Origin of the sequence: Pseudarthrobacter sp. BIM B-2242 (assembly GCF_014764445.1) — a bacterium.
Lineage (GTDB): Bacteria > Actinomycetota > Actinomycetes > Actinomycetales > Micrococcaceae > Arthrobacter > Arthrobacter luteus_A.
This window is the reverse complement of the sequence record NZ_CP061721.1, coordinates 2,090,469-2,104,843: the sequence shown is the minus strand read 5'-3', so window position 1 is coordinate 2,104,843 and position 14,375 is coordinate 2,090,469. Positions and strand designations below refer to the sequence as shown.

At 65.5% G+C, this 14,375-nt stretch carries 12 protein-coding genes; 4 read left to right on the top strand and 8 right to left on the bottom strand.

The window, feature by feature from the left end:
- Window positions 1-10 precede the first annotated feature (10 nt).
- Window positions 11-1,993: a S9 family peptidase gene (locus tag IDT60_RS09595; RefSeq protein WP_191081718.1), complete on the bottom strand. Its 1,983-nt coding sequence runs from the start codon at window positions 1,991-1,993 to the stop codon at window positions 11-13.
- 110 nt (window positions 1,994-2,103) lie between these two features.
- On the opposite strand from IDT60_RS09595, the gene IDT60_RS09590 reads away from it, so the two are divergent.
- The 4 genes from IDT60_RS09590 to IDT60_RS09575 all read left to right on the top strand — a co-directional run bounded on the left by IDT60_RS09590 (window position 2,104) and on the right by IDT60_RS09575 (window position 5,174).
- Window positions 2,104-2,988, top strand: a complete 885-nt coding sequence (locus tag IDT60_RS09590) for a putative RNA methyltransferase (protein ID WP_191081717.1) — start codon at window positions 2,104-2,106, stop codon at window positions 2,986-2,988.
- Between the two features lie 103 nt (window positions 2,989-3,091).
- Window positions 3,092-3,556 carry an NfeD family protein gene (locus IDT60_RS09585; protein ID WP_191081716.1) on the top strand — a complete coding sequence of 155 codons (465 nt, stop codon included), beginning with the start codon at window positions 3,092-3,094 and terminating at the stop codon, window positions 3,554-3,556.
- A gap of 55 nt (window positions 3,557-3,611) precedes the next feature.
- The gene (locus tag IDT60_RS09580; RefSeq protein WP_164199714.1) at window positions 3,612-4,553 is read left to right on the top strand and encodes an SPFH domain-containing protein; all 942 of its coding nucleotides are present in this window, start codon (window positions 3,612-3,614) and stop codon (window positions 4,551-4,553) included.
- 273 nt (window positions 4,554-4,826) lie between these two features.
- Window positions 4,827-5,174: an RNA polymerase-binding protein RbpA gene (locus tag IDT60_RS09575; protein ID WP_003802221.1), complete on the top strand. Its 348-nt coding sequence runs from the start codon at window positions 4,827-4,829 to the stop codon at window positions 5,172-5,174.
- A gap of 154 nt (window positions 5,175-5,328) precedes the next feature.
- Here IDT60_RS09575 and IDT60_RS09570 read toward each other — a convergent pair whose 3' ends face one another.
- The 7 genes from IDT60_RS09570 to IDT60_RS09540 all read right to left on the bottom strand — a co-directional run bounded on the left by IDT60_RS09570 (window position 5,329) and on the right by IDT60_RS09540 (window position 14,370).
- Window positions 5,329-6,072, bottom strand: coding sequence for a polyprenol monophosphomannose synthase (locus tag IDT60_RS09570; protein WP_164199716.1), 744 nt, complete (start codon window positions 6,070-6,072; stop codon window positions 5,329-5,331).
- 105 nt (window positions 6,073-6,177) lie between these two features.
- A complete protein-coding gene (locus tag IDT60_RS09565; RefSeq protein ID WP_191081715.1) occupies window positions 6,178-7,836 on the bottom strand; it encodes an amidohydrolase in 1,659 nt (552 codons plus the stop codon).
- A 63-nt stretch (window positions 7,837-7,899) separates the two neighbouring features.
- The gene (locus IDT60_RS09560; protein WP_191081714.1) at window positions 7,900-10,839 is read right to left on the bottom strand and encodes an RNA helicase; all 2,940 of its coding nucleotides are present in this window, start codon (window positions 10,837-10,839) and stop codon (window positions 7,900-7,902) included.
- Between the two features lie 24 nt (window positions 10,840-10,863).
- The gene (tatC, locus tag IDT60_RS09555; protein WP_164199723.1) at window positions 10,864-11,658 is read right to left on the bottom strand and encodes a twin-arginine translocase subunit TatC; all 795 of its coding nucleotides are present in this window, start codon (window positions 11,656-11,658) and stop codon (window positions 10,864-10,866) included.
- Window positions 11,659-11,706: 48 nt separating this feature from the next.
- A complete protein-coding gene (gene tatA, locus IDT60_RS09550) occupies window positions 11,707-11,997 on the bottom strand; it encodes a Sec-independent protein translocase subunit TatA (RefSeq protein WP_191081713.1) in 291 nt (96 codons plus the stop codon).
- A gap of 32 nt (window positions 11,998-12,029) precedes the next feature.
- On the bottom strand, window positions 12,030-12,374 hold the full coding sequence (locus IDT60_RS09545) for a hypothetical protein (RefSeq protein ID WP_191081712.1): 345 nt from the start codon (window positions 12,372-12,374) through the stop codon (window positions 12,030-12,032).
- A 10-nt stretch (window positions 12,375-12,384) separates the two neighbouring features.
- Window positions 12,385-14,370, bottom strand: a complete 1,986-nt coding sequence (locus IDT60_RS09540) for a YafY family protein (protein WP_191081711.1) — start codon at window positions 14,368-14,370, stop codon at window positions 12,385-12,387.
- Between the last annotated feature and the right edge of the window lie 5 nt (window positions 14,371-14,375).

Genomic DNA, 14,375 nt, shown 5'->3' with positions numbered 1-14,375 from the left:
GGTCGGCCGATCAACCCTGTGGGACCTCCGCAGGGTTGGACGCTGTCGGAAGGTACCGGGCCCACCAGCGCAGGATGTGCTCGAACCGCTGCCGCCGGTGCCGGGGACGTCCTGACCGGGAGAGTTCGTGGTCCTCGCCGGGGAATATCAGCAGCCGGGCTTCCGTCCCCTGCCGTTTCAGAGCCGTGTAGTAGCGCTGGCCCTGTTCCAACGGGCAGCGAAGATCGTCCTCGCTGTGGATCACGAGGGTTGGTGTCCGGACCCGGGCTACGTGTCCGAGCGGGCTTTGGGCCGCAAGCGCCTCCGCTGAGTCACCCAGATATTCGCCGCCGAAGTACCAGCCGATGTCCGCCGAGCCCTCGAAGCTGACCGGGTCCAGGAATCCCCGCTCGACGATGGCTGCCTTGAACCTGTGGTGGTGCGCGATGGTCCAGGCCGTGAGGTAGCCGCCGTAGGAGCCGCCCATGATGCCCAGGCGGCCTGCGTCGAGCGTTGGAAATCGTGCCAGGGCGCCGTCCAGGAATGCCAGGACGTCCCGCATGTCATCGGTGCCAAACCGGCCCCGGATGGCCAGCCCATGGTCCCGGCCGTAGCCGGCAGAGCCGCGCGGATTGCACATCAGAACGGCATAGCCTGCCGCCACGTAGACCTGGGCCTCGTCAAACAAAGCCACAGTGAACTGGCTGAAGGGACCACCGTGGATGTTCAGCAGGACGGGGTGCGGACCCTTGCCCGCGGGCCGAACCAGCCATCCGTGAACGGGATAGCCGTCGGGCGCATCGAACGTCAGCTCCTGCGGCACCACAAGGTCCGCCTGGGTCCTCAGGGCCGCCGAAAAGTCTGTCAGGATCCGTAGCTGGCCGTCATCAAGCACTGCGAGATCCCCGTGGGTAGAGGGATCGGCGAAGGAAACAAAAAGCGAACCACCCGACCAGGCGGCTCCGGTCACGGCCTTGTCCCCATGCACCAGCAGAGAATGATCACCCGTTGCTCCCAGCTCCAGGAGTTCCACTGTGCCCTGCGCGTTGTTGAGGACCAGAACACGGTCCGGGCCGCGAAGCTCGATCCGGCTGCCGGGAGCGGCGACGTCCATCATCTCCGGGTCCGTCAACGGAACAGGCCGGCCGCCGCCCGCAGGTACACAGCACAGCACGGCGTTGCGCGCCACAAAATCCCTGCCGGACCCGCCAAGGTCCCGGGCAATGAAGAACAGCCACTGGCCGTCCCTGGATTCGCGGACATCCAGTACTGACTGCGGCGGGGCGGCCGGAAGATCGACTTCCGCGGGTTCGCCGCCCGTTGCCGACACCCGGTAGATGCTGGTGGCCAGCACGTCGTCGCCGTCCGAAGGTGCCGCAGCGAAGTAGACGGCAGACCCGTCGGCACTGAAGGTCCCGCTGGCGGTATCCGTGGTGAAGCGGGTCAGCTGAACGGACTCCGGGAGCGGCGCAGCCGGCTCGCCGCCGAGCTCAGGAACGTCCAGAAGGAACAATTGCCTTGGCCTGTCGCGGGTGTAGCCCACCCCGTTGAGCCTGTACTGGAGCGTCGAAATAAGCCGCGGCTCCTCTGCGTCCGCCGCGACGTCTTCCACGCTGCCATAGCGCCCGGCCTCCGGCTCGCGGGAACTGAAAACGATCCGGTGTGAGTCAGGCGACCACGAGAAAGATTCCACTCCGAGAAGCCGCTCCGTGATGACCTGCGGTTCCCCGCCGTCGGCCTCCACCACGCAGAGCTGAGCTTTCGACGACGCCCCGTCCGACCGCAGGAAGGCCAGCACCAGCCCGTCGGGTGAGAAAGCCGGGGCCGTGTCCCGGACGCCCCGCGTGATCCGGCGCGGCAGTTTCTCCTGGTCCAGCGGAACATTCCACAGCTGGCCCGTGTAGGCGTCAGCGTCGAATTCCGGCCGGGTCACCGAAACCACCGCGCGGCTGCCGTCCGGGTGGACGGCCGGGGGCGAAACGGAGTTGAGCAGCGGGAGGTGTTCTGGCTTCACCCACGTGAGCCTAACGTGCGGCGGGGCCGCGACCGAACAGCAACGCCCCGTTATGCCCGGGAGGCACCGGCGCCGGTGGAACCGCGCCGGCGCCGCCCTAAGATGGTGCAATGCCGTCTTCCGCTCCCCCTCCGCTGCGCTGCCCCCTGTGCGGCGGAAGGCTAAAGGTCCCCACCCCCGGTGAGGCGGGCCGCCGTGCCTTGGTGTGCGGAGCCGGGCACAGCTTCGATGCGGCCAAGCAGGGCTACTTCAATCTGCTGGTCGGCAAGGGAACCGTCTTCGAAGCCGACTCTGCGGAGATGGTGGCGGCCCGGTTCACGTTTCTCGACGCCGGACACTACCGTCCCCTGGCGGAAGCTGTTTCACACGCCGTCCTCGCCATGGTCCGCCCCGGAACGCCGTTCACGGTCCTGGATTCGGGCACCGGCACGGGTCACTACCTCCGGGCAGTGCTCGACGACGTCAGCCGGATCAGCGACGACGTCACGGCCATCGGACTCGACATCTCCAAATTCGCCCTGCGGCGCGCAGCCCGCCTCAACCCCGAGGCCATCAACCTCGCCTGCGACGTCTGGCAGCCGCTCCCGGTGGCAGACGCCGCAGTCGACGTCGTGACGGTCATCTTTGCGCCCCGGAACGCCGCCGGGTTCGCCCGTGTCCTCCGCCCCGGTGGCCGCCTGGTGGTGGTCACGCCGCGTCCGGGACACCTGGCGGCCCTGGCCGGCCAAACCGGGATGCTGGCCATTGAAAACGCGAAGGATGCCAGGCTGGCGGAATCCCTCGCCGGCCATTTCGTGCCTGAATCAACCCGGGATGTTGATATCCGGATGATGCTGACACCCGCGGAAATGGCCGACTTGGCGTACATGGGGCCCGCTGGCCATCACCTGGACAGGGCAACGATTGCCGCCAAACTTACTGGGAGGGAGCCGGTCTCCGCGGTGGATGCGCTGTTCCGGATCTCGGTCTTCCGGCAGGCACGGCCTTCCCCGTAACGACTTGGCCACGTTCGGGTGCCCCCTCCGCCAGCGACCTGCCGCCCGGCTTTCGGGCGGACTAGGATAGATAGACAGCTACCGGAAGGTCAAGGGGGACGGAATGTTTGAATGGCTCGGTGAAAACTGGTGGGCGTTATGGCTCACAGCTTTCCTCGCATTCGCGGTGATCGAGATGATCACGCTTGACCTGTTCTTCATCATGCTCGGCGGCGGTACGCTCGCCGCCATTGTGGCGGATTTCGCCGGCGCCGACCTGTGGCTGCAGATCGTGGTTTTCTGTGTGGTGTCCCTGCTGATGATCGCCTTTGTCCGCCCGGTTGCCCTCAGCCATTTGAAAAAGGGGCCTGCCGAGCAGCGCACCAACGTGGACCGGCTGATCGGTGAGCAGGCACTGGTCATGGAAGCCGTGACCTCTACTGGCGGCCTGGTGAAAATCGGCGGAGATGTATGGAGCGCCCGGTCCGCCGGTGATGTCCTGCCCGCCGGCAAAAAAGCGGTGGTCTCCGCCATCGACGGCGCCACTGCCGTGGTATCTGCACCGCAGGAGCAAACAGACCAGTCCTAGGTCAGCGTCACCAAGAGTGTTTTATACAGCCTAATAATTGGGGTTAAGGAGATGTATGGATAACGCAGGAGGAGTCGCCTTGGCCATTGTGCTGGTGGTCCTGATCGTGTTCGTGATAATTGTTCTGGTCCGCTCGGTGCGGATCATTCCGCAGGCGAGGGCGGGCGTCGTTGAGCGGCTGGGTAAGTACCAGCGCACGCTGAACCCGGGCCTGACCATCCTGATCCCGTTTGTGGACCGGCTCCTGCCGCTCCTGGACCTCCGGGAACAGGTGGTGTCCTTTCCGCCGCAGCCGGTCATCACCGAGGACAACCTGGTGGTTTCCATCGACACGGTGGTCTATTTCCAGGTCACGGATCCACGTGCAGCAACCTATGAAATCGCCAACTACATCCAGGCCGTGGAGCAGCTCACCACCACCACGCTGCGTAACGTCGTTGGTGGCTTGAATCTTGAAGAGGCCCTGACTTCCCGCGACCAGATCAACGGTCAGCTGCGCGGCGTCCTTGATGAGGCAACCGGCCGTTGGGGAATCCGGGTCTCCCGTGTCGAGCTGAAGGCCATCGACCCGCCCCACTCGATCCAGGATTCGATGGAGAAGCAGATGCGGGCCGAGCGTGACCGCCGCGCAGCGATCCTCACTGCGGAAGGCACCAAGCAGTCAGCCATCCTGACGGCCGAGGGACAGCGGCAGGCCTCCATCCTCGCGGCGGAAGGTGACGCCAAGGCCGCCATCCTCCGCGCGGACGGTGAAGCGCAGGCCATCCAAAAGGTCTTCGACGCGATCCACAAGGGAAACCCCGATCAGAAACTGCTGGCCTACCAGTACCTGCAGACGCTTCCCAAGCTCGCCGAAGGATCCTCCAACAAGCTGTGGATCATCCCCAGCGAGGTCGGGGAAGCACTCAAGGGCATTGGCAACGCATTAGGCGGCACCAACCCTGATCCCCGGGCCGGCGGCGGACTCTTCGATGAGGAACCCGCCAAGCAGCCCTAACCCGGCTACGCCTTCAGGAGGCCGTGCTGCCCTACCAGGCGGCACGGCCTCCTGGCGTTCCGCGGTATGCAGTTCACCGCCACCGTTTGGCGGCGGGCATGCATACCGGTATAATTGAGTGTTTGTCCGGTCGGACCAGATCCGCTGGAACAAGAACGCTTCGCAATGCGTTGAATCTTATGATGCAGCACAGTGCACACAACAGTCCGGTGCGGTTACGTCGCATCGGATGGCGTGGGGCCTTGCTCCGCGAACCGACCAGAGGGAGAAAACATGAGCGATCGCAGCCTGCGGGGTATGCGCCTTGGCGCGCAGAGCATGGAGACCGAGTCCGGCGTCGAGCCGGCTCCGCGTCAGCGTGTGGAATACCGGTGCGAGGACGGCGAGCAGGTTTTCGTCACGTTCTCTTCAGAGGCTGAAATTCCTCCCGTGTGGGTCTCCAAGACCGGCAAGGAAGCGCTCCTGGTTGATGGCGAACGTCCTGACACCAGCAACGAAAAGGCTGTCCGTACCCACTGGGACATGCTGCTGGAGCGCCGTTCCCTCCCCGAGCTGGAGCAGATCCTCGAGGACCGGCTGACCATCCTGCGCGAACGCCGCGGTGAACGGCGCAGCGCCTGACCCACTGGCAGTTATGCCTCACTGAGGCGCACTGAGACTCCGGTGTCCTCAACGATCCGGGACTGAACGCAAAGCAAAGGCCGGCCCGGCAACGTGATCCACGTTGCCGGGCCGGCCTTCCGCACTTAACCGGCTGCCAAGCAGCCATAGGGTATTAACCCTGAGCCGGGGCTTTCTTGCCCGTTAGTTTGTTCCAGCGTGCCTGAAGACCCCACCTGGTGACATTGATCATGGCCTCGACCACAATGTTGCCGCTCATCTTGGAGGCGCCGAGTTCGCGCTCGACGAAAGTGATGGGCCGCTCCTCGATCCTGAGGCCCATCTTGGCAACACGCCATGCCAGGTCCACCTGGAAGCCATACCCCACTGAATCAACCTGATCGAGGTTCAGTCTTTCGAGCGTGGTTCTGCGGAAGGCGCGGTAGCCGCCGGTGACGTCCTTGATCTTCAGGCCCAGCATCAGCCGTGCGTAAGTGCTGCCCACGCGCGAAATAGCCTGCCGGTACAGCGGCCAGTTAACCACGCTGCCCCCCGGGACCCAGCGGGAACCCATCGCAAGGTCAGCGCCCTGCTCAACGGCTTCGAGCAGTTGCGGCAGCTGTTCGGGCTGGTGGGAGCCGTCGGCATCCATTTCCACCAGGACGTCGTAACCTGCCTCCAGGCCCCACTTGAACCCGGCAATGTAGGCGGCACCGAGTCCTTCCTTGCCCTTGCGGTGCAGGACGTGGACCTGGGAATCGTCGGCAGCAATGCGGTCCGCCAGGTGCCCGGTACCGTCGGGGCTGTTGTCGTCCACCACCAGAACGTCCGAGGCGGGTACGGCTGCCCGCAGGCGCTGGAGCGTTTTGGGCAGCGATTCCAGCTCGTTGTAAGTCGGAATAATGGTAAGGACGCGCACAAAGGGCCTTTCCTGGACGGGAGCAGTCGGAGCGGCTGACCACCCATGAAGTCGCTGGATGGCAGGCGCAACTACCCATTATAGGGCGCTGACCTGCGCTTCGGATCAGGAACGCAGCGCCGCACTGGAAAATAGCTCATGGCCATCCCGGACGGTCTGGAGGCAAACCGGATCGGTGCCGGTGTCCAGCGCCGGCAGCAGGGGCGTGCGGGCGCGCGGATCCGTACTCCAGGACTGCACCCTTCCGTCCGCCACCTGGACCATCAGTTCCTCAACGTCCCAGACAGCGAAACTCGCCGGGCCGCCGGGAACCAGCTGGCCGGCCATCGGGTTGTGATACCTGGCTGCACGCCAGCCTGCCCGGGTGTGGCCCAGGAACGCAGCGCGGGCTGAGATCCGTTCGCCGACGTTGTGGTGTTCCAGGCAGGCGCGCACGCTGGACCAGGGCCGCAGCGGCGTCACCGGGCTGTCGCTGCCGAAGCAGATGGGGACGCCGGCCGAATAGAAGGACGCAAAGGGGTTCATGGCCCGGCTGCGGTCACCCAGGCGCTGCTGGTACATCCCGCCGTCGTTCCCCCACGCGGCGTCAAAGCCGGGCTGTGCGCTTACTGTGACGGAGAACCGGGCCAGCTGCGCGATGGCGCCGGCATCCGCTACTTCCACATGTTCGAAGCGGTGGCCGACGGCGCGGATCCGTTGTTCGCCCACTTCCGCGGCGGCGATGTCCAGTGCCTCGAGCGCGGCATCGAGGCCGGCATCGCCGATGACATGGAAACCGCCCTGGATGCCCAGCAGCGAGCACGCTGCCAGGTGCGCGCCTGCCTGCGCAGCCGTGAGATACAGGCTGCCTTGCTCCCGCTCAGCGTCGCTGTAGCCGGACCGCAGGGCCGCGGTCCGCGAGCCCAGGGAACCGTCGATATTCAGGTCGCCGGCCAGTCCCCGCACGGGGACGCCAAGGCCGTCCAGCAGTTGCCGGGCGTGCTCCTCCGATGTGGCAAGTTCACCCCAGTACGGCAGGACTTCCGGCACAGGGTGTTCCCCTGGTGCGTTGTTCCAGGCCGCGGCAAGGCGGAGATCTTCGACCCCGCCAATGTGTGGCGCCGCCATCTCCGCCAGCGCCACGTAGCCGTTTTCGGCTGCCTCGGTCAGCGCGCGCTGCTGGTAGCCGCGGAGGCTGGCATCGGGAAGCCGCCGGGCTTCCCTGCGGGCGGCGGTGTGCGCAGCACGCGACACCTGCGCCCCGGCGGTAGCGCCGTCCAGGCCGGCAAGTCCGGCGGCAGCAGCAAGCGAGGAGGACACCAACGCCGAATGCGCGTCCACCCTGGACAGGAACACGTGCCGGCCGCCGGCCGCGCGCTCAAGTTCCTCGGCACCGGGCAGGGAAGAGTCCGCCCAGGTGGACTCGTCCCAGCCGTGCCCCAGTACCGGCCCTTCTCCCCGGGACGCAGACACGGCGTCCAGCAACTGCGCCGCGGAACGGACACCGCCCAGTTGCAGGGAGCCCAGTGCGATGCCGGTCTCCGTGAGGTGGACATGGGAGTCAACAAACCCCGGCGCCACGAGTGCACCGCGCAGGTCGATGATCTCCATGGAGGAATCGGCAATGGACGAGGCCGCCTGCTCGGAGCCCACCCAGGCGACTGTGTCGCCGTCCACCACCATGGCGGTGGCCAATGGATCTGCTGCCGAATACACAGAGCCGTTGCGGTAGAGGACCACCTTTCGCTCGGGCGGGGCGGGCACGGTGGATTGTTCAGCGGTCATGCGGGCGGAGCTCCTGGGGTAGGGGTAGGCAGCGCGTGCTGCGGTACATCAAGGACTGCTGGGTCAAAGGACTGAAGAGTAGGCGACAACGCCGCGGCGGATCAGCGAAATGGCTTCGGAGCAAAGGCGTGCCAAGCGTGGCTCGAGGCCGGGAATCTTGGCCAGCTGGTCCAGGAGGTCGATGACCTGCTTGACCCAGCGGACAAAGTCTCCCGCAGCCAGGTCCGTGCCGCTCAGGACGTCCTGGAGGTGCCGCCCCTTTGCCCACTTGTACATCGGCCAGACGAGTCCCAGCTCGGGTTCCCCCGTCAGCGGCAGCTTGTTCTGCTCTTCGATGTCCTCCAGCGCTGACCATTCACGGACCACCAGGTCCACGGCGGATTCCAGCGAGATGCTCGGCATCCGTGGGCGGAGGCCCCTGTCCTCGCGCTTGGCCTGGTAGACCAGGACACTGGCCAGGGCTGCAACTTCGACGGCATCAAGGTCACCGAAGGCCCCCAGCCGCAGTGACTGCGAAATCAGCAGGTCCTTCTCGCCGTAGATCCGGCGGAGGCGCTGGCCGTCGGCATTAATGGTCAGGCGGCCGTCGGTTCCGGTTTCGAGGTAGCCGTAGGAGGACAGGACGTCACACACGCGGTCAAAGGTTTTGGCGATGGTGTTGGTCCGGCCCTGGATCTGACGGACCAGTGCGTCCGTTTCCCGGCGCAGCTTCCACCAGCGCTCCGACCAGCGGGCGTGGTCTTCACGCTCGCTGCAGCCGTGGCAGGGATGGGCACGCAGTGCCTTTCGAAGCTCCGTGATCCGCTTTTCCTGATTGGGCATGGCCTTTCCCAGGCCGAAGTCCGTGGAGCGGCCGGGCGCAGGCGGCCGGTTCTCCCGCAAGGCGTTCCGCACCGACGAGGCAAGGTCGCGCCGCGACTTGGGAACCTTGGCGTTGAACGATTTCGGAATCCGGATCCGCGTGACAGGCGCAATGGGGCCTTCCAGGTCCTCGGTGCCGATCCGGCGGAGCTGGTTATCCAGCGTGAGGACAGCCGGGCGCGGCTCCCGGCCGCTGTGGTCCGAACTCAGCACCACGGCCAGCCCCGGAGCCCGGCCCCCCGGAACGTCCACGACGTCTCCGGGCATCAGCCGGGCAAGGGAATCTTCGTTCAGGGACTTCCGCGCCCGGGACTTGGTCCGCGACGTGATATTTTCGGCGTCCGACAGCTCACGGCGTAACCGGGCGTACTCGGTGAAGTCGCCCAGATGGCAGGTCATGGACTTGGCATAGCCGGCGAGGGATTCCTCCCTGCTGCGCACCTGCTTGGCGAGTCCGACAACCGACCTGTCGGCTTGGAACTGCGCGAACGAGGACTCAAGGATTTCCCTCGCGCGGTCACGGCCAAACTGTGCCAGCAGGTTGATGCTCATGTTGTAGGTGGGGCGGAAGCTTGAATTCAAGGGATATGTCCGGCGGGAGGCGAGCCCGGCAACGGCGGTCGGATCTGTTCCCGGCTGCCAGAGCACCACCGCATGGCCCTCGACGTCGATGCCGCGGCGGCCGGCCCGGCCGGTCAGCTGGGTGTACTCCCCCGCGGTGATGTCCACATGTGCTTCGCCATTGAACTTGTCCAGCTTCTCCAGGACCACTGAGCGGGCAGGCATGTTCACGCCCAGGGCAAGTGTTTCGGTGGCGAATACAGCCTTCACCAGCCCCTCAACGAAGAGTTTCTCCACCACTTCCTTGAAGGTAGGCAGCATGCCGGCGTGATGCGCGGCAAAACCCCGCAGCAGGCCGTCCCGCCAGGTCCAGAAGCCCAGGATGTCCAGGTCCTCGGAAGGGATGTCCTGCCCCGCTTCGTCAACACGCCGGGCGATGATGCGCTGCTCTTTCTCCGTGGTCAGCCAAAGCCCGGAGGAGACGCACTGGGCCACGGCGGCGTCGCAGCCCGCACGGGAGAAGATGAACGTGATGGCAGGCAGCAGGTCCTGCCGGTCCAGGCTGGCGATCACCTGGGGTCGGCTGGCCCTCCGTGCCGCGCCCGGCTGGGCTCCCTGCGCCGGACGGGCATCCTGCCGTTGCTTGTGCTGCCGGCGCTGGCTCCGCCCGCCGTGCCCGAACCGTCCACGGAAGCTTTCCTGGCTCTCGTTGCGTGCCATCGCCAGCAGGTCAGGGTTGACTTCGAACCCCCGGCTTTGCCCGTCGTCGCGGCTTTCCCGGCCGTCGCGGGTGACGGCATCCACTGCGCGGCGCCCATCGTCCGCAGGCAGGGGGGCGCCGGTCTCGGCATCGGCAGGCGGCGCGATTTCGTCGAAAGTGGTTTCACCCGCGAACAGGTCCACAATTTGCCGCCCCACCATCACGTGCTGCCACAGGGGCACCGGCCGGTGCTCGGAAACGATGATGTCAGTATCGCCGCGCACGGTGTCCAGCCACGCGCCGAACTCCTCTGCATTGGAGACAGTGGCGCTCAGCGACACCACCTGGACTTCACTGGGAAGGTGGATGATCACTTCCTCCCACACGGCACCGCGGAAGCGGTCGGCGAGGTAGTGGACCTCGTCCATGACCACAAAGCCAAGGTCCCCCAGGGTGGCGGAGTCGGCATAGAGCATGTTCCGGAGGACCTCGGTGGTCATGACCACCACCGGGGCGTCACCATTGATGCTGGTGTCACCGGTCAGGAGCCCGACGTTTTCCGACCCGTATTTTTCGGCGAGTTCGGTGAATTTCTGGTTGCTCAGGGCTTTGATGGGCGTGGTGTAGAACGCCTTGAGGCGGCGCTCCAGAGCCAGATAAATGGCAAATTCCCCAACGATGGTTTTGCCGGCGCCGGTAGGGGCTGCCACCAGCACCCCCCTGCCTTCCTGCAGGGAAAGGCAGGCGAGGCGCTGGAATTCGTCAAGTTCAAAATCGAGGGTGCGGACAAAACCACCAAAGTGGGATCGCGCCTCGGCTGTGCGTTCCGCGCTGGCCCGGTAACTTTCGGAGGGCGAGAGCGGCCCGGAGATAGAGGACATGCTTCAAGCCTAGTGCGCCGCGCCCTACAGGTTCTTCAGTTCAGTGCCCGGGGTAGCAATATCCGCTGTTGCGTCCGTCTCGGCGGCACGTTTCGCTTCCCGCTTGTCTTTGCGCTTGTCGTTGAAAATACACAACGCAATGGCGGCGAAAAACAGGACCAGCAGGGGTGCTGCCAGAAGGAACATGGACAATGCGTCCGTTCCGGGTGCGGCCAGGGCGGCCAGGACGAAGACCAGGAACACGATGATCCGCCACGCCTTGAGGATGGTCCGGCCGCGCACAACTCCCGCCAGGTTGATCCCAACCAAAATCACCGGAACCAGGAAGGAGATACCCAGGATCAGCAGCATCTGGGTAGCAAACGTCAGGTAGTCAGTGGCCGAGATGTTGTTGGCACCGGTCTGGGGCGTGAACTGAAGCAGGGCCCGGACCACCGTGGGGAAAACCAGCCAGGCAACATAGACGCCCGCGAGGAAGAGGGGAACGGCGGCGGCCATAAAGCCGAGCGTGTACCCGCGCTCCTTTTTGGTCAGGCCCGGGGTGATGAAGGCCCACACCTGGTAGATCCACACCGGGCTCGAAATCACCAGCCCGATCTGGATGGCGATTTGAATCTTGAAGGCAAACGGATCCGCGATGGTGGCAAAGTTCAGGACGGCCGTTCGGCCGGTTTCCTGGGCAATCGAAATAAGGGGAGCCGACAGGCTGGACACGACGGGGTCGTAAAGGAACCAGCCGCCCACAGCCGCGAGCAGCACAGCGATTGCCGATTTGATCAGCCGGTTCTTCAGCTCCTTGAGATGGTCCCAAAGAGCCATCCGCCCCTCAGGGTTGGACTTGCGGCCCCGCGTCAGTGCCACTGTCCGTTATGCGCGGTTCGACGGCGGAACGTCGGTGCCGTCAGTCGGCTCACCGTGCTGGGTAGGTGCGGGCTTCGCCTGCGGGTGGTTAACGATCTTGCCTTCCACCGGCCCGGAGGCGTCGTCGGTGGATTCAGGCTTGCCATCGTTCTTCATCTCCTTGACCTCGGATTTGATGATCCGCATGGACTGGCCAAGGCTGCGGGCCATGGCAGGGAGTTTGGGCGCGGCGAAAAGAAGCAGCGCAACGACGATGATAATGACAATTGGCCACGGGCCATCAAAGAGTCTTCCCACGGGAATTCCTTTCCTCTTACAACATCCTACGTCTAACTGAGATCCAGATCGCTAAGTGACTGGGGCTGGCCCCGGTCGTGCTTGCGCTGTACCCGCCTGTGGCGGCGGTCTTCCTGGCGGGAGGACTTGGATGCGTCGTAATCATGTCGCATCTGCGCTGGCGAGGCAAAAACGGCGTCACCTGGCCGGCCACCTGCGGGTGCCTGTGTCCCGCCCGCTACCGCCGGGGAGAGGTGGCCAAGTTTCGCACTGGCGGCACCAAGGTCCTTCAGCGCAGCCATGGCCTGGCGGTACAGACGGATGCCCAGCAGGACATAAAAGAGCAGGGACAACGCAACGAGCGCTATCCAGATCAGGATCCAGGACCACCAAGGCATGCTGACGAGTCTAGCCGCCGTAACGGGCCACGGCCGCCTCGACCCAACTCCGCGCCGCGGCCGCAAGCTCGGCCGGTTCCAGGATCCGTGCTGCCCCGCCATGCTGCGCCACGAACATTGGAAGCCAGGTTGTGCTGCCAAACCGGATTTCGGCCACGAGACCGCCGTCCGGCAGCGGTGCCACACGCTCGGCGTAGTAGTCGTCAGCCAGTCCCCTGCCCTGCCTGGTGAGCTGGACCAGGACCACGGTGTCGTCGTCGTTCGGCGTGAACAGTTTGGCCGGGAACCCTTCCTCCGGCCGTATCTGCGTGGCTGCAGGGTTTCCGTTCGGCTGGATTTCCTGGACCCGGTCCAGCCGGAAGTTCCGTAGTCCCCGGGCGGAATGGCAGTACGCCTCGAAGTACCAGGTGTTGTCCATCGAGTAGAGGCGCAGGGGGTCAACGTCACGGTTGGAGACCTGGTCCCGCTGGGCGGAAAAGTAGACCAGCCGCAGTTGCGAGTGGTCCCGGATGGCCTGGCGGACAACGTCCAGGACGGCCGAATCAGTGGGCCCCACCTCAGGGCCGGCCAGTGATGCTGCCCGCAGCCCTTCTTCGCCGGCCGCCGCCATCAGTTTGAGGGTCACGGATTCCAGTGCGCCGCCCTCGGCCAGCTCAGGCAGGCCGTTCAGCGTCTCCAGGCCGGTCAGGAGCGCACAGGCCTCATCGACGGTGAACCGGACGGGCCGGGTGAGGTCCAGGTCCTGGGTGATGTACACGTGCCCTTCCTCCCAATGGATGTCCAGGAGGTCGTCCGGGTATCCCCCGGGCAGCCCGGAACAGATCAGGATCCGCAGGTCGTCCTCCAGCTCGGCCGGCGTGATCCCGAACCGTGCGGCGACGTCCTGGATGTGCAGGCCCTGGTTGTGGACGAGGAACGGCACCAGCTGCAGCATGCGCTTGAGCTGGTCCTCCGAGGTGCGTTTGCGGACGGTCCGGCCCCGGTGGGGCTCGTCAAACCGGTAGTCAGGGACCGGAGCCGCGCAAAACGCTGCCGCCGCGCGCAGCCGGTGCTGCACGGCCGCCACCAGCTCTTCGGGCTCCCGGGCCACGGCGTCGGGGCCGTAGGAGGAAAGCTCTTCGGCCAGCACCCCGGTGTCACGGAATTCCACCTGCAGCCGATCGTCACCGCCGTCGGGCGTTTCCGCGCTTCCGGCGGGTACGGGAACGGCGCGGCGGCGCAGGCCCAGCAGGCGGTCCTTCCGGACGTCCACGACGGCGGTGCGCAGCGGAAGCTCGGGGAGCCGGTCCAGTTCTGCACGGATGTTGAAACCGGCCGGCGGTGTGTAGGTTTCCTTCTCCAGAACAGTGACGGGACCGGTAAGCCGGGACAGCCGGAAGTGCCGGGGTGCGTTGCGCGTCCGGTCGTAGCCTGTCAGGTACCACTGGCCGAACCGGCTTCCGAGGCCCCACGGCTCCACCGTTCGCTGCTCTTCCCTGCCTGTGGTTCCGGCCAGGTACGGGAAGCTGACCGGATGCTGGGCGTGCATGGCGGCCACCATATCGTCGAACGCTTGGCCGGCCGGCCGGATCCGCGGTTGCACTCCCTCGGGAAGTTCGACGTCGGACAGGGTCCCCGATGCCTGGAGCTTGCGAAGGGCGTTGGCGGCAGCGGTTCCCAGCGCGGCGCGTTCCCACAGCTGGGACGCGAGGAGGAGCACTGTCCACTCCCCCGGGCTGAGCTGGACATCGGGGAGGCGGTTGGATTCCTTGCCGATGCGGTAGCGGGTGGTGGCGGGGTCATCTTCACTCCAGCCGTGGTCCGTCACAGTTTCCACGTCGAAACCGAACTGGCGGAGATCGTTTTTGTCCCGCTCGAACATTCGGCCGAATGCGACGTCGTTGCCGGACGTGTCGTGGTAGACCTTCACCCGCAGCTCGGACCGGCGCAGGCCGTATTTCGTGTTCAGGAGAGCTATCAGGAGGTTCAGCAGGCGTTCAGTACGGGATACGGGCACGCCGC